Raw genomic sequence first — 24,229 nt, 5'->3', positions numbered from 1 at the left:
GCCGAGCAGCGCGCCGCTCAGCCGTTGGGTGAGCTGCATGAGGGAATCGCTCCTCGCTTCCATGCCGCCTACCGGGTTAGCTGACGGGTTCGGGCGTGGAAGTGCCCTACGGCATGTGACGTGCCGATTCACCCCAAGGGATTGGGTCCCCGGCTCCGCGAACGGACTCGGCGGCCGTGCGCTCCCGGGATCAGGCCGCGCACGGTCTAGGCCAATTTTGCATAAAAGTAATGGAACCTGACAAACAACGCAAATGATGGCAAATAAGACAGTTCAAGAACAGTCGGTCTTCGACGTCGGCGAGCACCCTCTCCCGTTCCACTAGATTTGGGCGCGAACCGGAGGAAGGCGGCGCCGACGGTGCCGAGCGGCCCGGCGCGGAGCCCGTCGAGCGCCGAAGGAGGACAGATGCGGATCGGCGAGCTGTCCGAGCGCACCGGCACACCCCCGCGGCTGCTGCGCTACTACGAGGAACAGGGCCTGATCCATCCCGCCCGCTCCGCGAACGGCTACCGCGACTACGACGAGAGCCAGGTCGACCGGGTGATGCAGATCCGCGGGCTGCTGGAGGCGGGCCTGCCCACCCGGATCATCAAGCAGATCCTCCCCTGCCTCGACGGCCCTCGGGAGATCCACCTGCCGGACGCCACCCCGGAGATGATCACCGCGCTGGAGCGGGAACGCGACCGGATGACCGCCCGCATCGACTGCCTGGCACGCAACCGCGACGCCATCGCCGCCTACCTGGACGCCGTCCGCACCCGGAAGTAGGCGCGGGGAACCCGTCCGGCGTCCTCGGCCGCGGGATGAGGGGCCGAACGCCGCGGGCGCGTACCAGTACGCGTCCGGGGTGGGCAGGCCGAAGCCGGTGCCGATGCGGACCGGCACCCGCAGGACGCGGTCGAGGCCCGCCGCCTGTTCGGCGGTGGCGGCGGCCAGGGCGGCCGGGGTGAGGATGCGGTGCCCGTCGACCTCGCCGATCAGGGCCGCGTAGAAGCGGGCCAGCGCCCTGGCCGTGCAGATGCCGTTGGTGGCGGGCATCTCGGCGGCCTGCTCGCGCGGGTCGTCGTGGTCCAGCGCGGGCCGCACCACGGTCATCGCCCGCACGGTGAGCGACGCCGGGTCGGCGTAGGCGGCCATCACCTCGCGCATGGGCTCGGGGACGGCGTCCAGGTCGATCGCGGACAGGTCGAAGTCATCCGGATCGGTGAGGATCAGGAGCGCGCAGGCCGCGGTGACCGCTTTGGTGGTGGAGTAGACGACCTGCAGCGTGTCGCGCTCCCAGGGGCGGCCGGTCCCGGGATCGGCGATCCCGCCCCACAGGTCGACGACCTGGCGTCCGCGCAGGTACACGCTGACCGCGGCGCCCACGTCCTGGCCTGAGGCCAGGTTGGCGGCGAACGCCTCGCGTACCGCCTCGAATCCCGGTGCGGTGTGTCCGCCGATGCCGGCGCTGTTCTCGGGCATGCGTCATCGCCTTCCGTCCGTAAAGGGAAGTTGTCCGTGCCGCGGGACGATCAGCGGCGGAACTTCTCGATGAGCCAGGCGCACAGCTCCGGCTCGCTCATCTGGGGGAACTCCTCGGCGAACGTGGCCAGCGCGCGCAGCGCCTCCTCGCGGTCCAGGCCGAGGGCCATCGCCGCCTTGAGGTAGTCCTGACGCGCGGCGGTGGGGCGACCGCCGCCTGCGCCGCGCCCCGGCAGGGCCGCGCGCCAGCGGCCGATCTCCTCCAGCCGGTCGGCCCGCCATCCCGGAGCCCCGTCGACCTCGACGTCGGGTTCGGGGAACGCGTGATCGGAGCCTTGGGGGTGACGCGTGCGCCACTTGTGCACCGCGTGCCGGGTCACTCCGAGGGCCTCGGCCACGCCGAGGACGCCGAGGTAGCGCTCGGTCATGGGCGCACCCGCTCGTCCTTTCCGGCCTCCTTCGGGGATCTCCAGTAGTACCACGTCCCGGCGCCTCTCCCGCGAGGCGCCCACAACATTGTCTCTGAAAGAGACGACGTTGGCAACTCCCGCCGCCCGTCTCACCGTCACCGAGGAGACGGTGAAGACGCACGTCAGCCGGGTGCCGGCCAAGCTCGGGCTGCGCGACCGGACGCAGGCGGTGGTGGCCGCGTACGAGTCGGGCCTGGTGGTGCCGCGCGCCCGCCGGTGACCCCGGTCAGTCCCAGGCCGGGAGCATGGACTGCGGGTAGCGGGCGCCGTGACCGCCGGTCGGCAGGATCTCGGCGATCCGCCTGAGCTCGGCGTCGTCGAGGACGAGGTCGGCGGCCCCGACGTTCTCCGCCAGCCGCTCGGCGCTGCGGGTGCCGGGGATGGGCACGATGTCGTCGCCCTGCGCCAGGATCCAGGCCAGGGCGAGCTGCGCCACGGTGGCGCCCCTCTCCGCGGCCAGCTCGCCGAGCCGGCGGGTCGCCTCCACGTTCTTCTCGTAGTTGCCGGGCTGGAAGCGGGCGTCCCAGCTGCGCATGTCACTCTCGTCGTACTCCGCGCCGGGCTTGGCCTGGCCGGTGAGGAAGCCGCGGCCGAGCGGCGAGTAGGCGACGAACCCGATGCCGAGCTCGCGCAGGACCGGGAAGAGGGTCTCCACCTCCCGCTCGAACAGGGAGTACTCCGTCTGCAGGACCGAGACGGGCTGGACGGCGTGCGCCCGGCGGATCGTGCCGGCCCCCGCCTCGCTCAGCCCGAAGAAGCGGACCTTGCCGGCGTCGATGAGGTCCTTGACCGCCCCCGCCACGTCCTCGATCGGCACGCCGGGGTCGACGCGGTGCTGGTAGAGCACGTCGATGACGTCGACGCCGAGGTGGCGCAGGCTGTTGTCGGCGACCTCGCGGATGTGCTCGGGCCGGCTGTCGACGCCGCCCGGCCGGGTGCCGGTGAAGTCGAACCCGAACTTCGTGGCGATGACCACCTCGTCGCGCACCGGCGCGAGCGCGGCGCCGACGATCCGCTCGTTCTCGCCCTGCCCGTAGAGCTCGGCGGTGTCGAAGAACGTCACGCCCAGCTCGTAGGCGCGGCGGATGGTGGCCTCGCCCTCCTTCTTGTCGGAGGGACCGTACGCGTAGGAGACGCCCATCGCACCGTATCCGATGGCCGAGACCGTCAGGCCCTGCCGTCCCAGGCTCCGCTGCCGCATGCTGTTCACCCTTCTCAGACCGAGGTCGCGGTGCGGGCGGGCGTGTCGTCGGCCGCGCCCTACTGCCGCTTCCCCGACGGGAGTCGCTGCCGGCGGCCTGCGCGGCCGCCGTCATCGGCGAGATCGCCGACCTGCTGACGGGGGCGGCCGAACGGACCGGGCCCGGCCCGGCCGACCGGCTCGCCGCCACCGCGGGCGCCCATACCCACTACACGCTGAATCATCACGCCGGCGTCGAACTCGCCTCCACCTGCGGGTGCCGCCGGAGGGCACCTCCGGGACCGTCCGTGAGCAGAGCAACAGGCTCACCGACACGCCGGCGTGCTGCCCGCCGACGCCCCCACGCCCGCGAGGACGATGTGCGCCGATCGGCGCGCGAACCGGCCCCGATGGCCGACGACTGGCGGATGATCCACCGGGGTGCCGGACGTCAGGATGGCCGGCATGGATCCCGAACTCGAAGCGTTCATCCCGCTGTTCCCCCGCGCCGACCTGACCGACCCGATCGCCGAGCGCGAGAGCTTCGCCGCCCTGGCCACCGCCCTCCCCCCGCCGGACACCGCGAACCTGGACGTGGAGAACCGCACGGTGCCCGCCGACCCGGACGTGCCGGTACGGATCTACCGTCCGCACCAGGCCCAGGGCGCCATAGTCTGGCTGCACGGCGGCGGGTTCGTCATGGGCGACCTGGAGACCGAGCACCCCTGGGCCGCCCGGCTCGCGGACGCCTCCGGCGCGACGGTGATCTCGGTGGGCTACCGCCTGGCCCCGGAGAACCCCTTCCCGGCCGCACTCGACGACGCCTGCGCGGTGCTGGCCTGGGCCGCCGGGCACGCGGCCGGCCTGGGCATCGACCCTGAGCGGATCGCCGTCGGCGGCCACAGCGCCGGCGGCGGTCTCGCCGCCGCGACGGCGCTGCGGGCCCGCGACGAGCGGGGGCCGGCGATCCGGTTCCAGCTGCTCAATCAGCCGGGGCTCGACGACCGGCAGGAGACGTGGTCGGCGCGGAACTTCACCGACACGCCGTGGATGAACCGCGACAAGGTCACCGCGTCCTGGCGGCACTACCTGGGTTCCACCCCCGCCACCCCGTACGCCGCCCCGGCCCGGGCCGCCGACCTGTCCGGTCTGCCGCCCGCCTACATCGCCACCGCGGAGCTGTGCCCGAACCGCGACGAGGAGATCGCGTACGCCCTGCGCCTGCTCCAGGCGGGCGTGTCGGTGGAGCTGCACCAGTGGCCCGGCACCTTCCACGGCTCCCAGGCCATCTTGTCCGCCGAGGTGTCGCGGCGGCAGATCGCCGAGCTCGCCGGCGCCCTGCGCCGCGCGCTGGCCGGTTGAGGCCGCGATGACCGTCACCGGAGCGGCCGAGCCGAGACGGCCGTCCGCGCCGCCGCCTGACGCCGGCGTGGCGGCGCTGCTGCGTCCTCACGCGGGGAGTTTCGCCGCCGTCGTCGTCCTGCAGGTGATCGGCGCGGTGTCGGGGCTGGCGCCGCTGCTGGCGGTCGTGGAGCTGGGCCGCGTCCTGCTGGCGCCGGGGCCCGCGGATCAGGGTCACGTGTGGGCGGTGGTGGCCGCGGGCGCGGCGGGCCTGCTCGTCCGGCTGCTGTTCACGGCGGCGGCGTCGGGCCTCGGGCACCTCCTCGACGGCCGGGTGCAGCTGGCGTTCCGCCGGCTGCTGGCCGAGCGGCTGGGGCGGGTGCCGATCGGCTGGCTCTCCCGGCGCCGCACCGGCGAGCTGGCGAAGGTGGTGGGGGATGACGTGAGCGCCGTGCACCCGTTCATCGCCCACACCCCCGGCGAGCTCGTCTCCGCCTTCGTGGTGCCGCTGGTGTCCCTGGTCTACCTGTTCGCCGTGGACTGGCGGCTCACGTTGATCACGCTGATCCCGGTGGCGCTGGCCGTCGCGCTGGTGCCGCTCATGATGACCCAGGCCCGGCGGCGAGAGCAGGAGGAGTTCGACGCGGCCATGGGCCGGATCTCCAGCGCGGTCGTCGAGTTCGTGCAGGGCATCGCGGTGGTCAAGGCGTTCGGCACCGGCGAGCGCGCGCACCGGGCGTTCCGCCGGGCCGCCGACGAGTTCACCGGCGTCTTCCTGCGGTGGGCGCGCGGCCTGTCCGGGATCGCCGCGGGCCTGATGCTGGCGCTGTCGCCGCCGTTCGTGCTGCTGGTCGTGCTGGTCGGCGGCGCGGCCCTGATCGCCTCCGGCGGGCTGGCCCCGGCCGACCTGCTGCCCTTCCTGCTGCTCGGCCTCGGGCTGACCGCTCCGGTGGCGAGTCTCGGCCACGGCTTCGACGACCTGACGGCCGCCCGGAGCGCGGTCGGCCGCATCCGCGACGTGCTCGCGGTGCCGCCGCTGCCGGAGCCCGCGCGTCCGGCCGCGCCGCGAGGACACCGGGTGGAGCTGCGGGACGTGCGGTTCGGCTACGAGCCCGGCCACGAGGTGCTGCGCGGGATCGACCTGGTGCTGGAGCCCGGCACGGTCACCGCGATCACCGGGCCGTCGGGAAGCGGCAAGTCCACGCTGGTCCAGCTGCTCCCCCGGTTCTACGACCCGACCCACGGCTCGGTCCTCCTCGGCGGTGTGGACCTGCGCGAGATCGGCAGCCGGGAGCTCTACCGCTCGGTCTCCTTCGTCTTCCAGGACGTCCGCCTGCTGCGCGCGTCGGTCGCGGACAACATCGCGCTCGCGGTGCCGGACGCCGGCCTCGACGACGTGGCCGGGGCCGCCCGGCTGGCCGGCGTCCACGACCGGATCGTGCGGCTGCCGCGCGGCTACGACACGGTCGTCGGCGAGGAGGTCCGGCTGTCGGGCGGGGAGGCGCAGCGGATCGCGATCGCCCGCGCGCTGCTGGCCGACGCGCCCGTGCTGGTGCTCGACGAGGCGACCGCCTTCGCCGACCCTCGGACCGAACAGGCGGTGCGCCGGGCCCTGGAGACGCTCAAGGGCGATCGGACGATCCTGGTCATCGCCCATCGCCCGCAGACCATCGCCGGCGCGGACACCGTCGTGATGCTGGAGAACGGGACCGTCGCCGAGCAGGGCGCCCCCGCCGACCTGCTCGCCGCGGACGGCCGGTTCGCCGCGTTCTGGCGATCCCACCCGGCGGCCGTCACCGACCACGCCGACACCTCCGCCGGAACCCTCGGCGGCCTACCGCGAGGAGACGAACCCCGATGATCCGCATGCTGCTGCGCGTGCTGGGACCCGAGTACGCCCGGCCGGTGCGGCGCACCGTGGCGCTGATGGTCGTGACCGCGATCGTGGAGGGCCTGTCGTACGGCCTGCTGGTCCCCGTGCTGCGCGAGCTGCTGGGCGGGGATCCGGCGGCCGCCCGGCCGTGGCTGGTCGCGTTCGGGGCCGCGGTGGCGGTCTACGCCGTGCTGCGCTACCTCAGCGACCTGTCCGGGTTCCGCGTCGGGAGCGTGCTGCTGGGCGGCATGTACCACCGGCTCGGCGACCATCTGGCCCGGCTGCCCCTCGGCTGGTACGACTCCGGCCGCGTCGGGGAGGTGTCGGTCCTGGCCGGCCGCGGCGTCCTCCAGGCGATGAGCGTGATCGCGCACCTGCTGGCGCCGTTCGTCTCCGCCTGCGTCACCCCGCTGACGATCGTCGTCGTGATGCTCGCGAGCGACTGGCGGCTCGGGCTGGCCGCGCTGGCGGCGGTCCCGGTCGTGGCGGCGATCCAGGTCTGGGCGGCCCGTTCGACGGCCGCCGCCGACGCCGCCCGCGCCGGGCGCGACCGTGCGGCCACCGGCCGGGTCATCGAGTATCTCCAGGCTCAGCCGGTGCTGCGGGCCGGCGGCCGGACCGGTGAACGCTTCCGGCTGCTCGACGACTCTCTGGAGGAGGTGCGGCGCGCCTCCCGCCGTGGCGTGCTTGCGGCGCTGCCCGGCGTGCTGGGCCTGACGCTCACGGTGCAGGCGATCTTCACGGCGCTGCTGGTCCTGGGCGCGCACCTCGCGCTCGGCGGGAGCGTCGGCGCGGCCGAGCTCCTGGCGGTGCTGGTGCTGGCCGCCCGCTGCGCCGATCCGCTGCTGTCGCTGTCGGACATCGGCGGGCGGCTGCGCGCCGCCCGGTTCGAGCTGGGCAGGCTCGACGCGGTGCTCCGCACCCCGCCGCTGCCGGCGCCCACCACCCCGCTCCGGCCCGCGCACCGGGGGCTGGAGCTGGCGTCGGTCACTTTCCGGCACGACGACCGTACGGTGCTCGACGACCTGACGCTGTCCGTGCCGCCCGGACAGCGCCTGGCCGTGGTCGGGCCGTCCGGCGCGGGCAAGAGCACGCTGCTCCAGCTCATCGCCCGCTTCCACGACGTGGACGCGGGCGCGGTGCGCGTGGGCGGGGTGGACGTGCGGTCGATCGGCACCGAGGTGCTGATGGCGCAGCTCGCCATCGTGTTCCAGGACGTCTACCTCTTCGACGGCAGCATCGAGGAGAACGTGCGGCTCGGCCGTCCCGACGCCGGCGAGGCCGAGGTGCGGGCGGCGGCGACCGCGGCACGGCTGGACGAGGTGATCGAGCGGCTGCCCGGCGGATGGGCGGCGAACGTCGGCGAGGGCGGCGCGCTGCTGTCGGGCGGCGAGCGCCAGCGCGTCTCGATCGCGCGGGCGCTGCTGAAGGACGCGCCCATCGTCCTGCTGGACGAGGTCACCTCCGCCCTGGACCCGGTGAACGAGGCGGCCGTGCACGAGGGCGTCGAGCGCCTGATGGCGGGCCGGACGGTGGTGATGGTGGCGCACCGGCTGCGCGCCGTCGAGCGCGCCGACCGCGTCGCCTTCCTGGACGGCGGCCGCATCGTGGAGGAGGGCTGCCACGACGAGCTGCTGCGCCGAGGCGGCCCCTACGCCGCCTTCTGGAACGCCTCACCGACGCCGGCGGAACGCACGGAGAGCCGCTGAACCGCCTCGCCGAGCGCCGCGTTCGTTCGCAGAGCCTCTGGAGGGTCTCGCCCTGGATGATCGGCAGTGGGGAAATCCGGTTGCCGGTCGCGGAGCGCGTCGCTAGCGTCGGGCGGATGATCGGGGCGCGCAGGGCGACGGCGGCGGACGCCGCCGAGCTGGTACGGCTGCGAGAGGTGCTGCTGGCGAGCATGAGCGGCAGCGCACCGCCGGACGACGGCTGGCGCGAGACCGCCGAGGAGCGGCTGCGGGCGCGGCTGGACGAGCCGGAGCCGCGGCTGCTCGCCTTCGTCGTGGACGCGCCAGGCGGCGGGCTGGCCGCGTGCGCGACCGGCACGGTCGAGGAGCGGCTCGGCGGGCCGGGCAACCGGAAGGGCATGGTCGGCTACGTGTTCAACGTCGCCACCCACCCGGAGCACCGGCGGCGCGGCTACTCCCGGGCCTGCGTCACCGCCCTGGTCGAGTGGTATCGGGAGCACGGCGTCGCCACCGTCGACCTGCGCACCTCCGCCGAGGGCGAGCCGCTCTACAGCTCGCTGGGCTTCGTACGCACCCCTGACCCGGCCATGCGGCTGCGGTTCGCCTGATCACCCGGCGGGGGCCTGCACGCGGGGCGGCGATGGCCCTCGACCGGCGCGGGTCGTCCTTCCCGGGCGTGACACCGATCCTCCACGACAAGGTCGCCTGGCGGTTGGGCTGAGCGCTCCCGCGAGAACGTGATCGGCGTGGGTGTCGATTCGGGTGGGGGCCGTTCGTGTAGGGGTGGAAGAGACGTACGACGGAAGGACGGACATGACGACACCCCGCGTTCTGCTGGACGGTCTGGGCATCGGCGAGTCGCCGCGCTGGCACGACGGGCGGCTGTGGTTCTGCAACTGGGGCGACGACGAGGTGATCGCCCTGGACCCGGACGGGCGCGCCGAGGTCGTGTTCTCGGAACCGGAGGTCGGCGCCCACTCGATCGACTGGCTGCCCGACGGCCGCATGCTCATCGTGCCCAAGAACACCGACCGGGGCCGGCTGCTGCGCCTGGAGCCCGACGGCTCGCTCGTCCCGCACGCCGACCTGAGCGGCCTGCCCTCGGGCTTCAACGAGATCGTGGTCGACGGCCGCGGCAACGTCTACGTCAACGGCGCCGACTTCGACTTCCTGCCCTTCCTGGAGAAGGCCATGGCCGACGGCATGGACACGCCGCTGCACGAGCGGCCGGACTTCGTGCCCGGGTACATCGCGCTGATCACGCCCGACGGGCGGGCGCGGCAGGTGGCCGACGGGATCGCGTTCCCCAACGGCATGGTCGTCTCGCCCGACAACCGCACGCTGATCATCGCCGAGTCGTTCGCCGGGACGCTCACGGCGTTCGACATCGCGCCCGACGGCAGCCTGTCGAACCGCCGTACCTGGGCGGACGGGCTGGGCCCCGACGGCATCAGCATGGACTCCGAGGGCGCGGTGTGGACCTCGGTGGGCGAGCGCGACGTGGCGCGGGTGCGCGAGGGCGGCGAGGTGCTGGAGCGGGTGGAGCTGGACCGGGGCGCGTTCGCGTGCATGCTGGGCGGAGCGGACGGGCGGACGCTGTTCGTCGTGGCCGCCGAGTGGAACCCGTTCGACCCCTTCGGCGGCCCGCGTACCGGCCAGGTCCTGGCCATGGACGCCCCGGCCCCGCGCGCGGGCTGGCCGGGGCACTGACCGGAGAACACCTACCGGTAGCGCTGCCACTCGCCCGGCGGTGCTACAGGGTGCCGTTGGCGGCGGCGGGCCAGGCGAGGTCGGCGGCGATGGCCGACTCGACGGCGACCCGCAGCCAGTGGTCCCTGGTGAGCCGGTCGATCCGGCGGGCCCGCTCGCGCCTGGGCAGGTCGCGGAACCACTGGCGGTGCAGGTCGCAGGCCCGCATGACGGCCAGCAGGCCGATCGTGTCGTCGTCGGCGGGCAGGCCGCGCAGCGCGGCGATCAGCCTGTCCATGATCGCGTACTCGGCTCCGTACTCGGGCGTGGACAGCCGCGTCACCGTGCGGCACTGGAACAGGCCGCGTGGCGGCAGCTCGCGGACGACGACCCGCCCCTGCTCGCGCAGCGCCGCGATGCGCCGCAGGTGGGGGCGGCCCGCCGCGACGCCGATGATCTGCTGCGGCAGGCCGGGCCGGGGGCCGTGACCGGCGAGCTCGGCGGCCGCCAGCCCGAGGTCGAGGTACGGCGGGATCCTGACCCTGCCGCCCTGGCCGATGGTCCAGCCGTCGGCGGACGCGCACAGGGCCAGGATCAGCAGCTCGTCCGCCATCGCCAGCCGCGACATGGACGTAGCCTACGCCGGGCCGGGCGACCGTGAACGGGACACCGTCCTACCTGTCGGGCCTCTTGACGCTATTGGCTAATCATATTAGCTTTATGGCTATGAGTCGTAACATCAAGGTGGACATGCTGGAATCCGAGGGCGGTCGGCTCGCCTACGAGGTGACCGGGGAAGGCCCGCTCGTCGTGCTTGCCCCCGGGATGGGGAACGACCGGGCCGCCTACCGGTTCCTGGCGCCGCGGCTCACCGCCGCCGGCTACCGGGTGGCGGTCACGGACCTGCGCGGCCACGGCGACTCCTCGACCGGCTGGGCCTCGTACACGCGCGCCGACACCGCGCGCGACCTCGTGGCCCTGACCCGCCACCTGGGCGGGCCCGCCGTGATCGTCGGCCACTCCTTCTCCGGCGGAGCCGCCACGATCGCCGCCGCGCGCGAGCCCGAGCTGGTGTCGGCCGTGGTGGAGATCGCCCCGTTCACCCGCGCGCAGAAGCCCGACCTGGGCGGCCTGCTGCGCAACCCCGCCTACCGCAAGGGCATGACGCTGCTCATGGCCACCGGGATGCTGCGCAACGTGGGCCTGTGGAAGCGCTACCTGGACCACGCCTTCCCGGGCCGCAAGCCCGCCGACTTCGCCGCCTACCTGGACCGCCTGGCGGGCGACCTGAGCAGGCCGGGCCGGATGGCGGTGCTGGCCAGGATGGGCCTGGCCGCGCCCACCGACGCCGGCGACCACCTGGGCCGCCTGCGCCGCCCCACGCTGGTCGTGATGGGCACGGCCGATCCCGACTGGAACGACCCCCGCGCCGAGGCCGAGGGCGTCGTCGCCGCGATGCCCTCGGGGGTCGGACGGGTGGTGATGATCGAGGGCGCCGGCCATTACCCGCACGCCCAGTATCCGGACGAGGTCGCCGCGGCCATCCTGTCCTTCCTGAAGGAGCCCCTGAAGGAGCCGCGGGACGCCTAGGTCCGCGCTCTCGTCCAAGGGACCGAGGAGGCCGGGGAGCCGGGGAGGCCGGGGAGGCCGTGCTGGGCCGCTCGGGGCGACGCCGCGGGCGCTCATAGGACCAGCCGGCGAAGCGGACCGTCACCTCCAGGCCGCCGCCCGGGTTCGGCCGCGCCAGGACAGTGGCGTCGTGGGCGCGGGCGATCGCCGCCACGACCGACAGGCCCAGCCCGGCGCCGCCGTCGGAACGGGTGCGGGGACTCAGGCGGCGGAACGGCTCGAACAGCTCACCCACGCGTTCGGCGGGCACCTCCGGGCCGGTGTTGCGCACCGTCAGCGCGCCGCCGGACAGCCGCCTTCTCATCCTCAGCCACGAGCACTCGCATGCGCCGTTCCTACCGTTCGTGATGTTGCGCCCTCGTTAAGGCGCTCCCGGAGTCATCCGCGAGGGAACCGCCGAACAGGTCCCCTTTCTCCGTTTTCTCAGATGCTCTTCATGTTTCCCAGAGATCATCTTCAGGCTCCCGGGCCACCATGGGTGTCAAGTCACGGACGCGGACAGACAGTTCACAAGGAGAACGGTGAGAATGAACGTGCCCCTCATGGCCACCGCGGCGGACGCTCGCCGGGTCCGAACGCCGGTGGGCGCGCGGTGAACGCGACGCTCATCCGGCGCGCATTGGCCGCGCTGACCGTCATCGCCGTCCTCGGCGCGGGTTTCGAGCTGGCCGTCGAGCGCCACTGGCGCAGCGCCACGCAGCTGGTGCCGTGGGCGGCGCTGGGACTGCTCGCCGTCGGCGTGCTCCTGCTGCTGCTCAACCGGGTCTCCGGCGTGGTACGGGCGATCGCCGCCGTGGTGCTGGCGGCCTCGGCCTTCGGCGTGTTCGCGCACGTGTCGGCCAACATGACGGTGGGGACCTTCTCGGGGGCGCTCGACGGGGTGTCGGCGATCGGGCAGTGGTGGCAGGCGTTCACCAAGTCGGTCGGCGACACCCCGCCGCTGGCTCCGGGGATGCTGGCGCAGGCGGCGCTCCTGCTCCTGCTGGCCACCTACGTCGGCCACCGCGCCCCGGCGCCCCGCCACGCTCAGGCTCCGGCAGCCGTCAGGAAGCCCGCCGGGCGGTAAGCCTCGGGGGCCGGGCGCCTTCGGGTTCTCCTCCGACGGTCAGCGGGCTCGCCGGGCGGGGCGGGCGATGGTGGCGGTGACGGCGAGCAGGAGGAGCCAGCCCGCCAGGACGAGGGTCGCGGGCCTGGCCCCCCAGGCGGCGATCATGGCTCCGCCCGCCATCGTCCCCGCCGACAGGGCGCCCATGGTGAGCGTGTCCACCGCGGCCGAGGTGCGGCCGCGCAGGTGGTCGGGGGTGATGGCGAGGCGGTGGCTGGTCATGGCCACCGAATAGACGGGCGGCAGCACCGATTCGGCGAAGGCCACCAGGCCCAGGGACAGGGCGTCGGGCGCCGCGGCGTACAGGGGGAACACGAGCGCCTCCACCCACAGCATGGCCACGGCGATGCGGCCGATCGGGAACCGCTCGGCGAGCCTGCCGGCGAGGAGCGAGCCGAGCAGCGACCCGGCGGCGGCCGCGCTGAAGATCAGCCCGATCTGCCGGGGGGACGCGCCCACCCCCTGCGCCAGGGTGACGATGACCAGGTAGCCGGCCCCGTACCGGAGCATGTCGCCGGCCTGGAGCAGGCCGAACACCCGGATGACCGGCTGCCGCCACAGCCAGCCCAGCCCGTGGCGGATGTCCGCGGCGAGACGGCCGGGCGCCGGTGGACCGTCCGTCTGCTGGAAGGACCCCCGGATGAGGCACAGGGCCGCGGCCGAGGCGACGAACGAGAGGGCGTTCACCGCGAACGGCACCGTCCTGCCCAGCCCGTGGACGGCCGCGGCCAGGGTGGCGCCGCCGACCCGCAAGGTGTTGAGCGTCCCCTGGGTGACGCCGAGAGCCCGGGCGAGCTGACCGGGGCCGACGACGGCGGGCAGCGCGGCCGTGGCGGCGGACTCGAAGAGCGCGTGCAGCACCCCGGCCAGGGCCGCGACCGCGTACAGGTGGGGCAGGGTGAGCCGGTCCAGGCAGAGCGCGATCGCGACGCTCGCGGCGAGTGCGGCGCGGCCGAGCTCGCACCAGATCATGGCGCGGCGGCGGTCCCAGCGGTCCGCCAGCGCCCCGGCGGCGAGCCCGACGAGCAGATAGGCGGCGGTGTTGACGCCGAGCACGAGCCCGCTCTGCGCGGCCGACCCGGTCATGGCCAGCACGAGGAGCAGGAAGGCGAAGTCCTGGATGTGGTCGCCGGCGCTGGAGACGAGCCGGCCGGACAGGAGCAGGGCGAAGTCCTTGTTCCGCCGCAGGGCGGTGTTCATATGGTGACGCTCCGTTAGCGCGTGGGGACGGAAGGCGGCTGAGACCTCGTCCTGGGCGCTACACGATCGGAGCGGTACGCATGCCGCGCAGATTAGCGGGCTCCCCCGGCGGACCGCACCCGCTTTTCGCGCCTGCGCCGGCCGATCGCGCCGTAGCCGCGGCGGCCCCCGGCGGACCGTCGGCCTCCCGCCACCCGCGCCGCCGCGGCCCTGACCGCCGTGCGGGTCCGGGCGCTCCGATCTACCTCCCGCTGTCCGACAGGGCGGGATTCTTCATGCAGGTGCCGGTGACGGTCGGCGTGGTGGCGCTGGTCTTCGCCCCGGTCGTGACGGTGCTCGGCGCGATGGGCGCGCCGGCCGCCGACTGGACGATCCAGTTCCAGAGGGCCGACGAGGAGGCCTGACCCCCGGGCCCGGGGGTCAGCGGAGCCAGGCGTGCCGCAGGGAGCGGCGCAGCTTGGTCAGCGCGTCCTTCTCCAGCTGGCGCACCCAGTGGGCGGTGAGCCCCATCTTGTCGGCGATCTGGCGGGGCGTGTGCGGCTCGTACCCGTCGAGCCCGTACCGCAGCCTGAGGATCAGCGCCTGGCGCGGCGCGAGCCGCGCGACCAGGCCGGCCAGCACCCGCCTCAGCTCCGCGCGCTCGACCTCCCGCTCGGCCAGCGCGCTCTCGGGGTCCTCGATCATGTCGCCGAGCGTCATCGCGTGCTGGCCGTCCTGGACGATCAGGTCGAGGCTGACGCAGTCCTGCGGGGTGCGGCGCAGCACCGCCAGTTTGGCGCTCTCCACGCCGACCCTGGCCGCGACCTCGGCCTCGGTGGGCGCGCGGCCGAGCAGGTGGGTGGCCTCGATCTCGGCCCGGGTGACGGCTATCAGGCGGTCCTGCAGGCCGATGGGCAGGCGCACCGTGTGGGCGTGCTCGATCCCCTGCTGGATGGCCTTGCGGATCCACCAGGCGGCGATGGTGGAGAGCCGGTAACCCCTGGACGGGTCGTAGCGCTCGACGGCGCGGATCAGGCCCAGGTTGCCGTCCTGGATGACGTCGGCCAGCGACATGCCGCGGTGGGCGTACCGTTTGGCGACGGCGACGACCAGCCGCAGGTTGGCGCGGATCAGGTGGTCCCTGGCCGCGTCGCCGTCGGCGATCAGGGCCGTCAGCTCGGGGTCGGGGCCGTACGCGGCGGCCAGGCGGGCGGCGTGCGCGCCCGCCCGCATCCGCCGCGCCAGCTCCACCTCCTGCTCGGCGTTCAGCAGCGGGGTGCCGCCGATCCTGGTCAGATAGTCGCCGAGCCGGTCGTACTGCTCGGCCTTCGCCTGTGCTGACACCGCCGCCCCCACCCTCCGGGTCGTCGCCGCTGGGAACATCTCCACCCTTTCGGGCGGCGGGCCGCGGCGGTGGTGGCCAAGGTCCTCAGGGGCGGGGACCTTAGCCCTCGGTGCGCGGATCCGAGGGCGTCCGCACCACGGCCAGCGGGACCGGGGTGTGCTGGAGCAGCGCCTGGCTGACCGAGCCGAGCACCATCCCGGCGAGCGTGCCGTGACCGCGGGAGCCGACCACGAGCAGCTCGGCGCCGGCGGCGGCCTCCGCGAGCACCTCGACCGGGTGCCCCTGGACGATCTCCTCGATGACGGGCACGCCGGGGTGGCTCTCGCGGTGGCCGGCGAGCGCTTCGCGCATCACCGTCCGCTCGTTGCCCGCGCCGGTGGTCGGGTCGGGGCCGGGCCAGGTCCAGGCGTGCACGACACGCAGGGCGACGCCGCGCAACTCCGCCTCGGCGAAGGCGAAGCCGAGCACGCGGGCGGAGGCGGGCGAGCCGTCGATCCCGGCCACGATCTCGCTGCGCGGCGCGCTGGGCAGCTCGCGCACGACGACGACGTCGCAGGTGGCGTGGCCGGCGACGCCCAGGGCGACCGAGCCGACCAGCAGGCCGCGCACCCGGCCCAGGCCGTGGTTGCCGATGACGAGCAGCTCGGCGTCGCGGGACGCCTCGACCAGGGCGTTGCGCGGGTCGCCGGGCATCAGGACGGTGTCCACGACGACCTGCGGCCGTTCGTGCCTGGCCCGCTCCTCGGCCGCGGCCAGCACGGACGTGCCGCCCTGTCGCATCCAGGCCGCGACCTCGGCGTACCGGCCGCCGCCGTCCTGGAGCACCCAGGCGGCGATGGCGTGCCCGATCCGCAGCGGCGCCTGGCGCAGCGCCGCCTCCCTGGCGGCCCACGCCGCCGCCTCCAGGCCGGCCCTCGAACCGTCGACGCCCACAATGATCATGACAACCCTCTCTTTCCTCACCTCGACCCTATCGCCGTGAAGATCCGCCGCCGGAACTCCCTCCCCCACGAATCCCCTGGTCCCGGGGCCCCGGGGACCGCGGACTGTGGCGTACGGCTCAGTCAAAAAGGGCCTAAGTCCCTTCCGCGCCGTCGCCGGAGTGGCTAACGTCAGGGTCATGATTCGCGTGTTCCTCGTCGATGATCATGAGGTCGTCCGGCGCGGCGTCGCCGCCCTGCTCGATTCCGAGGACGACATCGAGGTCATCGGGGAGGCCGGCACCGCCGAATCGGCCGTGGCCAGGATCCCCGCGCTCAGGCCGGACGTGGCCGTGCTCGACGTGCGCCTGCCCGACGGCAACGGCGTGGACGTGTGCCGCGAGGTCCGGTCCAAGGTGCCCGGCCTGGCGTGCCTGATGCTGACCTCCTACGCCGACGACGAGGCGCTGTTCAACGCGGTGATGGCCGGCGCCGCCGGTTACGTGCTGAAGCAGATCCACGGCTCCGACCTGGTGGGCGCGGTGCGCACGGTGGCCTCCGGCCAGTCGCTGCTGGACCCGCAGACCACCGCGGCGATGCTGCAGCGGCTGCGCGACCAGGCCGCCAAGCAGGACCCGCTGGCCGCCCTGTCGGAGCAGGAGCGGCACATCCTCGACCTGATCGGCGAGGGGATGACGAACCGGCAGATCGGCGAGCGGCTGTTCCTGGCCGAGAAGACGGTCAAGAACTACGTGTCCAACCTGCTGTCCAAGCTCAACATGCAGCGGCGCACCCAGGCCGCGGCGCTGGCGGCCCGGTTGCGTGCCGATCGCCGCGAATAGAAGGGACCTTCGCCCCTAATGCCGGGCGTTGCTCGTGGGGAATGCTGGTGGCATGCGATTCGATTCGTCCGGCCTGCAGGTTCTCTCTCGGGAGGAGTGCCTGCGCCTGATGTCGTCCACGCCCATCGGCCGGATCGTCTTCACCGATCGGGCCCTGCCCGCGGTGCAGCCCGTGACGTTCCTGCTCGACCGCGAGCGGATCGTCATCCGCACCGGCGTCGGCTCCAAGCTGGCCGCCGCCACCCGCACCGCCGTGGTCGCGTTCGAGGCCGACGAGTTCGACCCGGAGATGCGCACCGGCTGGTCGGTGACGGCCGTCGGGCACGCCCGCGCCGTGACCGATCCCGATGAGGTGGCGCGCCTGGCGTCGCTGCCGCTGACGCCGTGGGCGCCCGGCAGCAAGGACCACTTCATCGTCGTCGACACCGAGCAGATCAGCGGCCGGCGGATCACAGCGGAACCCGCCAGCAGAGCGACGTCCCTCCCCCCTCCGGTGAGCTGATCTCGAAGGTGCCGCCCAGCCCGGCGGCGCGTTCCTCCAGGTTGCGCAGGCCGCTGCGGCGGCCCTCCGCCGGGATGCCGACCCCGTTGTCGTGCACGGTCAGCGTCAGCCCGTCGCCGGTCACCTCCACCGCCACGCCCGCCCTGCTGGCCTTGGCGTGCCTGACGATGTTGGACAGCGTCTCGCGCAGCACGGCGAGCAGGTGCTCGGCCACGTCCTCCGGCACCTGGTTGTCGATCTGGCCCTCCAGCCGCAGGCCGGGCATGAACCCCAGGTGGCCGCGGGCCGACTCGACCAGGTCGACGATCCGGCCGCGCAGCGTGTGGCCGGTGGTCTCGGGGGCGGCCTGCAGGGCGAAGATGGTGGAGCGGATCTGGCGGATGGTCTCGTCCAGCTCGTTGACCGCCTGCTGCAGCCGGTTGGACGCCTCGGGCCGGTCGACCAGCCGCACCGTGCTCATCAGCGTCATGGCGATCGCGAACAGCCGCTGGATGACCACGTCGTGCAGGTCCTTGGCGATGCGGTCGCGGTCTTCGAGCAGGCCGAGCCGCTCGGCGTGGCGGCGGGTGTCGGCCAGCTCCAGCGCGATGGCCGCCTGGCCGGCGAACGCCTCCAGCATGCGCAGGTCGGCGGCGGTGAACGGCAGCCGCCCGCTCCACTTGGCCAGCACCAGCACGCCGCGCACCGCCTGCGCGGAGCCGAGCGGGATCAGCAGCACCGGGCCGTAGCCGAGATCGCGCAGCTCCGGGTCGCCGCCGCGCAGGTCGTCGGCGGTGGCGGCGCTCCCGGTGCGGAACACCTCGCCCGCCGCGCTGTCGTCCAGCCCGAAGGTGACGCTGGTGGTCTCCTGCCCGCCGTCGCCCTCGGCGTACTCGACGCGCAGCCGCGCGGCCCCCGGCTCGGGCAGCAGCACCTGGACGAGGTCGGCGTCGGTCATCTGGTGGGCCCTGGCCGCCATCATGCTGAGCACCTCCTGCGGGGCGGCGCCCGACAGCAGGCGGGTGGTGATCTCGGAGGAGGCCTGCAGCCAGGTCTCGCGCCGGCGCGTCTCCTCGTACAGGCGGGCGTTCTCGACGGCGACGCCGGCGGCGGTGGCCAGCGCGATGACGATGGCCTCGTCCTCCTCGTCGAACTCGGCCCCGCCGCGCTTCTCCGTCAGGTAGAGGTTGCCGAACACCTCGTCGCGGACCCGTACGGGCACGCCCAGGAAGGTGCCCATCGGCGGGTGGCCGGGCGGGAACCCGTAGGACTCGGGATGGTCGGAGATGCGGCCCAGGCGCAGCGGCCGGGCGTCCTTGATGAGCAGGCCGAGCAGGCCGAGGCCGTGCGGCCAGTGCTCGATCTTGGCGATCTCCTCCTCGCTCAGCCCCACCGGGATGAACTGGATGAGCGTGCTCTCCTGGCCCACCACGCCGAGCGCCCCGTAGGTGGCGTCGACGAGCTTGGTGGCGGTCTCCACGATGCGCCGCAGGACGGTCTCCAGGTCCAGGTCGCTGCCCACGGAGACGACGGCTTCCATCAGTGCGTGCACCCGGTCGCGGGTGGCCAGCACCGCCTGCAGCCGCACCTGCAACTCGGCCAGCAGGTCGTCCAGGCGCATGCTGGGCAGCAACGGGCTCTGCTCGCTCTTGCTCATAAAGGTCAGTCTCGCACCCCCACACAGCGACGCCCACCCCGGTCGGGGCGGGCGCGGTGGTGGTGACGCTCAGCGGAGGGACGCTCAGCGGAGGGACGCTCAGCGGAGGAACGCTCAGCGGAGGAACGCGTGCCGCTTGACGATCGGCAGGTTGCCGAGTCCGAGCGTGGTGCCGGCGTTGGCCAGGGCCAGGCCGATCAGGACGATCGTGTAGATGACGTGGTCGTCCATGAAGGGGTTGGTGGTCAGGGGCAGCGCCGCCGCCCACATCAGCATGAGCATCAGGCCGCCGGCGACGGCCGCGACGCGGGTGCCGATCCCGAGCATGAGCGCGAGCCCGACGCCCAGGAGGCCCATCATGAACATCCAGTCGACCCAGGCCTGGCCGGCGAGGGCGGTGAAGACGCCGCCGAGCGCGTTCTCCTCGGTGCCCTTGAGGAAGCCGGTGGTGGGGCTGCCGCCCGCCAGCCACGCCTTCTCGGCCGGGGTGGCGAAGCCGAGTCCGAAGGTCTTGTCGACGAAGGCCCACAGGAAGGTCCAGCCGAGGGCGATCCGGGCGATGGCCCACACGTAGTCGACGGGGCGCTTGCCGTCCGCCGCGTGAACCGCGTGGACGGGCTTGGCGGGGGTGATGGTGGCCATGACGGCCCCCTTTCAGCTGGTGTCGGGTCTCTCCCTCACGTCTCCATCACACCGTTTCCGGCCCGGCTCCGGCAGTGCCGTACGGCCTCACGCCCGAGTGACCTTGGTCCCTTGGGTGGGGCCGTTCAGCCGAGGAGATCCTCCACCGGGCGGCGCACGGCGTCCTTGTCGTCGAACGTGATGCCCAGCCGCATGATCATCTGCGGGTACTCGCCGGAGCACAGCTCCTCGCGCAGGAACTCGCGCAGGTGGGACATCTCCAGCACCTGGGTGTGGAAGGCGGCGCTGACCCCGTACGCGGAGGCGTGCAGGAGCACGCGCTGCAGCGACTGGCCCGCGGCGAGCCAGTCCTCGGGGGTGTCGCCGGGCGTGGTCAGCACGGCCACGACGCCGGTGGAGGTCGCCCCGGGGTCGCCGTTCCCGCTGCCCCAGCCGTGACGCCAGGAGTAGTCGCGCTGGGCGAAGTGCGGCTCGGTGGGGGCGGGCTCGCGAGGGTAGGCCCCGGCGGGCACCCCGTCGGCGCGCTTGCTGCCCGGCGGCCTGGCCCAGCGGATGACCTCCAGGCTGAAGCGCCGGTCCTGGGCCTGCACCGCCTGCGCGGCCCGGGTGAGCGCGGCGAGCACGGCGACCGCGTCAGGGGCGGCCACGGGGGTGAGCCGGCCGCCTTCGGCCTGTGCGCCCTTGACCAGCGCCTCGACGAGCCGCTCGGGCACCGGCAGGCCGGTGAAGCCGGCCCGGTGGGTGCGCCGCCGCTCGATCTCGGCGGCGAGGAGCGAGACGCCCTCGTCGGGTTCGACGGCGGCGCCGGGCTTGACGACCGCCAGCAGGGCGGGCCGGTCCGGGTCGGGCATGACGCGCACGACCGGCTCGTAGCCGGCCCGCCGGATGGCGGTCCGCATGGTGAACAGGGCCGCGCCGCAGCTGATGAGCAGCTCGCGGCCCTCGGCGTCGCTGACGCGGAGCTTGCGCTCGGTGTCGGCCCGCAGGCTGATCTCCTCCCCGGTGACGGCGAAGGTCCACGGCTGGGTGTTGTGCACCGAGGGCGCCCAGCGGGCGGCTTCGACGGCGGCTTCGACGGCGGCCTTGGGCGAGCGGCTGGCCGGACGGTTCATGACTGGCACCTCCAACTGACGATAACCCAGCGCATCACACCGTCCGGCGGCCAGGCAGGGCCCAAGGTCCCGCCGCTACGCCCCTGTCAGCCGGCGACGGAACACCCAGTACGTCCACCCCTGGTAGATGAGCACGATCGGGGTGAAGATGACCGCCACCCAGGTCATCACGGTCAGCGTGTAGGGGCTGGAGGCGGCGTTGGTGATGGTGAGGCTGTTGGCCGGGTCGAGCGCGGGCATCACGTTCGGGAACAGGCTGGTGAACAGGGCCGCCACCAGACCGACGATGGCCAGCGCGCTGCCGGTGAACGCCCAGCCGTCGCGGCCGCGCACGGTGGCCAGCAGCGACGCGACCAGCGCGACCGCGGCCACGCCGGTGATCACCCAGTAGGCCGGCTTGTCGCTGCCCAGCAGCACCAGGAACGCGGCGGCGACCACGATGGTCAGCGGGCCGAGCACGCGGGCGATCTTCCTGGCCCGCTCGCGCAGCTCGCCGGTGGTGCGCAGCGCCAGGAACACGGCCCCGTGCGAGGCGAACAGCAGCAGCGTGGCCACCCCGCCGAGCAGCGCGAACGGGTTCAGCAGGGTGAACAGGGTGCCGGTGTACTCGTGGTCGGCGTCCAGCGGCACCCCCGCGACGATGTTGGCGAACGCCACGCCCCACAGCACGGCCGGGCCCAGCGAGCCCCAGAAGAAGGCCCGGTCCCACCCCTTCTGGCTGTCGCTCTTGTTGCGGTACTCCAGCGCGACGCCACGGAGGATCAGCGCCAGCAGGATGAGGAAGAGCGGCAGGTAGAAGCCGGAGAACAAGGTGGCGTACCACTCGGGGAAGGCGGCGAAGGTGGCGCCGCCGGCGACGAGCAGCCACACCTCGTTGCCGTCCCAGACGGGCCCGATGGTCTGCACGACGGTGCGCCGCTGGGCCTCGTCGCGGGCCACGAACGGCATCAGGATGCCGACCCCGAAGTCGAAGCCTTCCAGGACGAAGTAGCCGGTCCACAGGACGGCGATGAGCAGGAACCAGATCGTTTCCATGGCGTGATCCTCAGTAGCTCAGGGCGGGTGCGGCCTCGGGCTCGGCTTGCGGCTCCTCCTCGGCCCCGAGCTTGATGAACTTCAGCAGCAGCCGGACCTCGATGACGGCGAGGATCGCGTACACCAGGGTGAAACCGACGAGCGTGATGGCGACGGAGGTGATGTCGACGCCGGGCGAGACGGCGGCGGCGGTCTGCATGAGGCCGAAGACCGTCCACGGCTGGCGGCCCATCTCGGTGAAGATCCAGCCCATGGCGTTGGCCACGAACGGCAGCCCGATGCCCAGGATGGCCAGCCGGTAGAACCACGGCCCTTCGGGCAGCCGGCCCTTCCTGGTCAGCCAGAGCCCGATCAGGGCGAGCCCGGCGGCCAGCATGCCGAACCCGATCATGAACCTGAAGGACCAGTACGCGACCCCGACCACGGGCACGTAGTCGCCGGGGCCGTACAGGGCCTCGTAGCGCTTCTGGATGTCGTTGATGCCCTGGACCTCACCGTCGAGGGTGTTGGTGGCCAGGATGCTGAGGCCGTACGGGACCTGGATGTTGATGTGGTTGCGGCCGTTCTCGACGTCGCCGACGGCGAACAGGGAGAAGCCGGCGGACCTCTCGTCGTCCCACAGCGCCTCGGCGGCGGCCATCTTCATCGGCTGCTGCTCGGTCATGAGCTGGGCCTGCCAGTGGCCGGTGAAGGACACGCCGGCGGCCGAGACGAGGGCGACGACCAGCGCCCCGCGGATGGCCGGCCGGAAGATGGAGACCTGCTTCTTGCGCATCAGGAACCAGGCGCCGACGCCGAGCACGAACGCGGCGGCGGTGAGGAACGCGCCGAAGATCACGTGGGGGAACGTGACGAGGGTGGTCGGGTTGGTGAGCACGGCCCAGATGTCGGTGAGCTCGGCGCGGCCGTTGTTGATCCGGTAGCCGACCGGGTGCTGCATCCAGGAGTTGGCCGCCAGGATGAAGTAGGCGGAGATGTTGGTGCCGATGGCGGCGGTCCAGATCGTGGCCAGGTGAACCTTGGGTGGAAGTTTGTCCCATCCGAAGATCCACAGCCCGAGGAAGGTGGACTCCAGGAAGAACGCCATGAGCCCTTCCATCGCCAGCGGCGCACCGAAGACGTCACCCACGAACCTGGAGTAGTCACTCCAGTTCATGCCGAACTGGAACTCCTGCACGATGCCCGTCACCACGCCCATCGCGAAGTTGATCAGCAACAGCCGCCCGAAGAACTTGGTGAGGCGCAGATACTCGGGCTTCTTCGTGCGGTACCAGGCGGTCTGCCAAGCGGCCACGAGAATCGACAGGCCGATGGTGAGCGGCACGAAGAGGAAGTGGTAGACGGTCGTGATGCCGAACTGCCACCGGGATAGATCCAGCACGTCCATGAAGGCCAGCATCCTGCCAGGTCAGAGCGGGTGCGTAGGGTCCGCGGACCTTTACCTCAGGGACCTTCGGCCAGGTCCAACGGCTCTCCCGGCCCCGCGGCGGCTGAGCAGGGACTTTGGACACCCGCGCAAAGGTCCTCCGTCCCTGACCGTCCGGCGCGCGGCTGGGGCAGGTTCGAAGACAGGAGGTGCGTCATGTCCCCTACCCTCGTCAGCTCCGACCTCGGCATCCGCCGGCTGCTCGTCGCCGCCGGTCAGGCTCCTTCGGTCTACAACACCCAGCCGTGGCGCTTCCGCGTGGTGCCCGGCCGGCACGTCGAGCTGCTGGCCGACCCGGCCCGCCGCCTGCGGGTCGCGGACCCGCGCGGCCGCTCCATGACCGTGAGTTGCGGCGCCGCCCTGTTCAACCTGCGGCTGTCGGTGCGTCAGGTGGGCCTGCGGCCCGTCGTGTGGCTGCTGCCCGATCCGGAGCAGAACCCGCAGCTGATGGCGGCCGTGCGCATCGCCGAGGGCCGCCCGCCCACCGAGAGGAACCGGGAGCTGTACGAGCTGATCCCGGTGCGGCGCACCAACCGCGAGCCGTACTCGGACCGGCCGGTGCCGCCGTCGGTGCTCGGCGAGCTGCGCATCGCCGCCTCGCGCGAGGGCGCGAACCTCGTGCCGCTGGACGAGGACGGCGTCGCCGAGATGCTGGACTACGTGGCGCTGGCCGAGGACGAGCTGACCCACGACCACGACTACCAGGCCGAGCTGGCGGCCTGGACGATGCCGGGGGCGCGCTTCGACGGCGTGCCCGCCTACGTCCACGGCCCGCGCCCGGCCCGGGACCCGGGGCCGGTGCGCGACTTCGGCCGGCACGAGTACGACGCCCGGTTCGAGCAGCACCCGCAGCTCGTGGTGCTGACCACGCCGGGCGACCGGCCGCTCGACTGGCTGCGCGCCGGGCAGGCGCTGCAGCGGGTGCTGCTCACCGCCACCAGGCACGGTCTGTCCACGTCGTTCCTCAACCAGCCGCTCGATCTGCGCGACATGCGCGGACGCCGGGATCCCTACCACCGCCGCGGTCACGCCCAGATGATCATTAGGATCGGTTATGGACCGTACGTGCCGGGTAGCCCGCGCCGCCCAGCCAGCGAACTGGAGATGACTGATGCTTGACGGTTACGACGTCCTGCTCCGTGATGGAG

24 protein-coding genes, 2 pseudogenes and 1 riboswitch are annotated in these 24,229 nt (G+C 73.1%); of the genes and pseudogenes, 13 read left to right on the top strand and 13 right to left on the bottom strand.

Features of this window, described 5'->3' with window-relative positions; all coding sequences use genetic code 11:
* Positions 1-50: 50 nt before the first annotated feature.
* A riboswitch (cyclic di-AMP (ydaO/yuaA leader) is annotated at positions 51-183 on the bottom strand.
* Positions 184-408: 225 nt separating this feature from the next.
* Positions 409-771, top strand: coding sequence for a MerR family transcriptional regulator (locus OUY22_RS12460; protein ID WP_270155041.1), 363 nt, complete (start codon positions 409-411; stop codon positions 769-771).
* A gap of 423 nt (positions 772-1,194) precedes the next feature.
* On the opposite strand, the pseudogene OUY22_RS12455 reads toward OUY22_RS12460, so the two are convergent.
* Positions 1,195-1,467, bottom strand: a pseudogene (locus tag OUY22_RS12455) (serine hydrolase); the annotation flags it as partial.
* A gap of 50 nt (positions 1,468-1,517) precedes the next feature.
* On the bottom strand, positions 1,518-1,895 hold the full coding sequence (locus OUY22_RS12450) for a hypothetical protein (RefSeq protein WP_270155040.1): 378 nt from the start codon (positions 1,893-1,895) through the stop codon (positions 1,518-1,520).
* A 109-nt stretch (positions 1,896-2,004) separates the two neighbouring features.
* Here OUY22_RS12450 and OUY22_RS12445 point away from each other — a divergent pair, with 109 nt between their 5' ends.
* The gene (locus tag OUY22_RS12445; RefSeq protein ID WP_408638150.1) at positions 2,005-2,157 is read left to right on the top strand and encodes a LuxR C-terminal-related transcriptional regulator; all 153 of its coding nucleotides are present in this window, start codon (positions 2,005-2,007) and stop codon (positions 2,155-2,157) included.
* Positions 2,158-2,163: 6 nt separating this feature from the next.
* Here the strand turns inward: OUY22_RS12445 and OUY22_RS12440 are convergent, their stop codons facing one another.
* Positions 2,164-3,138, bottom strand: coding sequence for an aldo/keto reductase (locus OUY22_RS12440; RefSeq protein ID WP_270155039.1), 975 nt, complete (start codon positions 3,136-3,138; stop codon positions 2,164-2,166).
* 444 nt (positions 3,139-3,582) lie between these two features.
* On the opposite strand from OUY22_RS12440, the gene OUY22_RS12435 reads away from it, so the two are divergent.
* From OUY22_RS12435 to OUY22_RS12415, 5 genes are all read left to right on the top strand, one after another.
* Positions 3,583-4,479: an alpha/beta hydrolase gene (locus OUY22_RS12435; protein WP_270155038.1), complete on the top strand. Its 897-nt coding sequence runs from the start codon at positions 3,583-3,585 to the stop codon at positions 4,477-4,479.
* Positions 4,480-4,486: 7 nt separating this feature from the next.
* Entirely contained in the window at positions 4,487-6,319 is a 1,833-nt protein-coding gene (locus tag OUY22_RS12430) for an ABC transporter ATP-binding protein (protein ID WP_270155037.1), read from the top strand.
* Positions 6,316-8,040, top strand: coding sequence for an ABC transporter ATP-binding protein (locus OUY22_RS12425; RefSeq protein WP_270155036.1), 1,725 nt, complete (start codon positions 6,316-6,318; stop codon positions 8,038-8,040). Before OUY22_RS12430 ends, OUY22_RS12425 begins: the two co-directional genes overlap by 4 nt.
* Before the next feature lie 116 nt (positions 8,041-8,156).
* Positions 8,157-8,627 carry a GNAT family N-acetyltransferase gene (locus OUY22_RS12420; RefSeq protein ID WP_270155035.1) on the top strand — a complete coding sequence of 157 codons (471 nt, stop codon included), beginning with the start codon at positions 8,157-8,159 and terminating at the stop codon, positions 8,625-8,627.
* Positions 8,628-8,832: 205 nt separating this feature from the next.
* Positions 8,833-9,729 (top strand): SMP-30/gluconolactonase/LRE family protein, encoded by an 897-nt coding sequence (locus OUY22_RS12415; protein WP_270155034.1) that lies wholly within the window; start codon positions 8,833-8,835, stop codon positions 9,727-9,729.
* A 43-nt stretch (positions 9,730-9,772) separates the two neighbouring features.
* Here the strand turns inward: OUY22_RS12415 and OUY22_RS12410 are convergent, their stop codons facing one another.
* Positions 9,773-10,336: a GPP34 family phosphoprotein gene (locus OUY22_RS12410; protein ID WP_270155033.1), complete on the bottom strand. Its 564-nt coding sequence runs from the start codon at positions 10,334-10,336 to the stop codon at positions 9,773-9,775.
* A gap of 98 nt (positions 10,337-10,434) precedes the next feature.
* On the opposite strand from OUY22_RS12410, the gene OUY22_RS12405 reads away from it, so the two are divergent.
* Positions 10,435-11,298 carry an alpha/beta fold hydrolase gene (locus OUY22_RS12405; RefSeq protein WP_270155032.1) on the top strand — a complete coding sequence of 288 codons (864 nt, stop codon included), beginning with the start codon at positions 10,435-10,437 and terminating at the stop codon, positions 11,296-11,298.
* A 121-nt stretch (positions 11,299-11,419) separates the two neighbouring features.
* On the opposite strand, the pseudogene OUY22_RS12400 reads toward OUY22_RS12405, so the two are convergent.
* Positions 11,420-11,686 (bottom strand): annotated as a pseudogene (locus OUY22_RS12400) (sensor histidine kinase); the annotation flags it as partial.
* A gap of 243 nt (positions 11,687-11,929) precedes the next feature.
* Here OUY22_RS12400 and OUY22_RS12395 point away from each other — a divergent pair.
* Positions 11,930-12,403, top strand: a complete 474-nt coding sequence (locus OUY22_RS12395; RefSeq protein ID WP_270155031.1) for a hypothetical protein — start codon at positions 11,930-11,932, stop codon at positions 12,401-12,403.
* 39 nt (positions 12,404-12,442) lie between these two features.
* Here OUY22_RS12395 and OUY22_RS12390 read toward each other — a convergent pair whose 3' ends face one another.
* Positions 12,443-13,642: an MFS transporter gene (locus OUY22_RS12390; protein WP_270155030.1), complete on the bottom strand. Its 1,200-nt coding sequence runs from the start codon at positions 13,640-13,642 to the stop codon at positions 12,443-12,445.
* Positions 13,643-13,917: 275 nt separating this feature from the next.
* Here OUY22_RS12390 and OUY22_RS12385 point away from each other — a divergent pair, with 275 nt between their 5' ends.
* Positions 13,918-14,046 (top strand): DUF4342 domain-containing protein, encoded by a 129-nt coding sequence (locus OUY22_RS12385; protein ID WP_270155029.1) that lies wholly within the window; start codon positions 13,918-13,920, stop codon positions 14,044-14,046.
* Positions 14,047-14,062: 16 nt separating this feature from the next.
* Here the strand turns inward: OUY22_RS12385 and OUY22_RS12380 are convergent, their stop codons facing one another.
* Positions 14,063-14,965, bottom strand: coding sequence for a sigma-70 family RNA polymerase sigma factor (locus OUY22_RS12380; protein ID WP_270155028.1), 903 nt, complete (start codon positions 14,963-14,965; stop codon positions 14,063-14,065).
* A 100-nt stretch (positions 14,966-15,065) separates the two neighbouring features.
* Positions 15,066-15,908: a universal stress protein gene (locus OUY22_RS12375; protein WP_270155027.1), complete on the bottom strand. Its 843-nt coding sequence runs from the start codon at positions 15,906-15,908 to the stop codon at positions 15,066-15,068.
* Positions 15,909-16,086: 178 nt separating this feature from the next.
* Between OUY22_RS12375 and OUY22_RS12370 the strand changes: the two genes are divergently transcribed.
* Entirely contained in the window at positions 16,087-16,728 is a 642-nt protein-coding gene (locus OUY22_RS12370; RefSeq protein WP_270155026.1) for a response regulator, read from the top strand.
* A 52-nt stretch (positions 16,729-16,780) separates the two neighbouring features.
* Positions 16,781-17,230: a pyridoxamine 5'-phosphate oxidase family protein gene (locus OUY22_RS12365; protein ID WP_270155025.1), complete on the top strand. Its 450-nt coding sequence runs from the start codon at positions 16,781-16,783 to the stop codon at positions 17,228-17,230.
* Here OUY22_RS12365 and OUY22_RS12360 read toward each other — a convergent pair.
* The 5 genes from OUY22_RS12360 to OUY22_RS12340 form a co-directional block, all read right to left on the bottom strand.
* Positions 17,178-18,866, bottom strand: coding sequence for a sensor histidine kinase (locus OUY22_RS12360; protein ID WP_270155023.1), 1,689 nt, complete (start codon positions 18,864-18,866; stop codon positions 17,178-17,180). The two genes, OUY22_RS12365 and OUY22_RS12360, sit on opposite strands and share 53 nt — an antisense overlap.
* A 114-nt stretch (positions 18,867-18,980) precedes the next feature.
* Positions 18,981-19,508, bottom strand: a complete 528-nt coding sequence (locus OUY22_RS12355) for a hypothetical protein (RefSeq protein WP_270155022.1) — start codon at positions 19,506-19,508, stop codon at positions 18,981-18,983.
* A 125-nt stretch (positions 19,509-19,633) separates the two neighbouring features.
* Positions 19,634-20,620, bottom strand: a complete 987-nt coding sequence (locus OUY22_RS12350) for an Acg family FMN-binding oxidoreductase (RefSeq protein WP_270155021.1) — start codon at positions 20,618-20,620, stop codon at positions 19,634-19,636.
* Positions 20,621-20,695: 75 nt separating this feature from the next.
* Positions 20,696-21,655 carry a cytochrome d ubiquinol oxidase subunit II gene (gene cydB, locus OUY22_RS12345; protein WP_270155020.1) on the bottom strand — a complete coding sequence of 320 codons (960 nt, stop codon included), beginning with the start codon at positions 21,653-21,655 and terminating at the stop codon, positions 20,696-20,698.
* A gap of 10 nt (positions 21,656-21,665) precedes the next feature.
* Positions 21,666-23,042 (bottom strand): cytochrome ubiquinol oxidase subunit I, encoded by a 1,377-nt coding sequence (locus OUY22_RS12340; protein ID WP_270155019.1) that lies wholly within the window; start codon positions 23,040-23,042, stop codon positions 21,666-21,668.
* A 195-nt stretch (positions 23,043-23,237) separates the two neighbouring features.
* Between OUY22_RS12340 and OUY22_RS12335 the strand changes: the two genes are divergently transcribed.
* Complete coding sequence (locus OUY22_RS12335; RefSeq protein WP_270155018.1) at positions 23,238-24,200, top strand: Acg family FMN-binding oxidoreductase; 963 nt, start codon at positions 23,238-23,240, stop codon at positions 24,198-24,200.
* Positions 24,201-24,229 lie beyond the last annotated feature (29 nt).

The organism is Nonomuraea corallina (assembly GCF_027620315.1).
Taxonomy (GTDB): domain Bacteria; phylum Actinomycetota; class Actinomycetes; order Streptosporangiales; family Streptosporangiaceae; genus Nonomuraea; species Nonomuraea corallina.
This window is presented reverse-complemented; position numbering and strand designations above follow the sequence as displayed.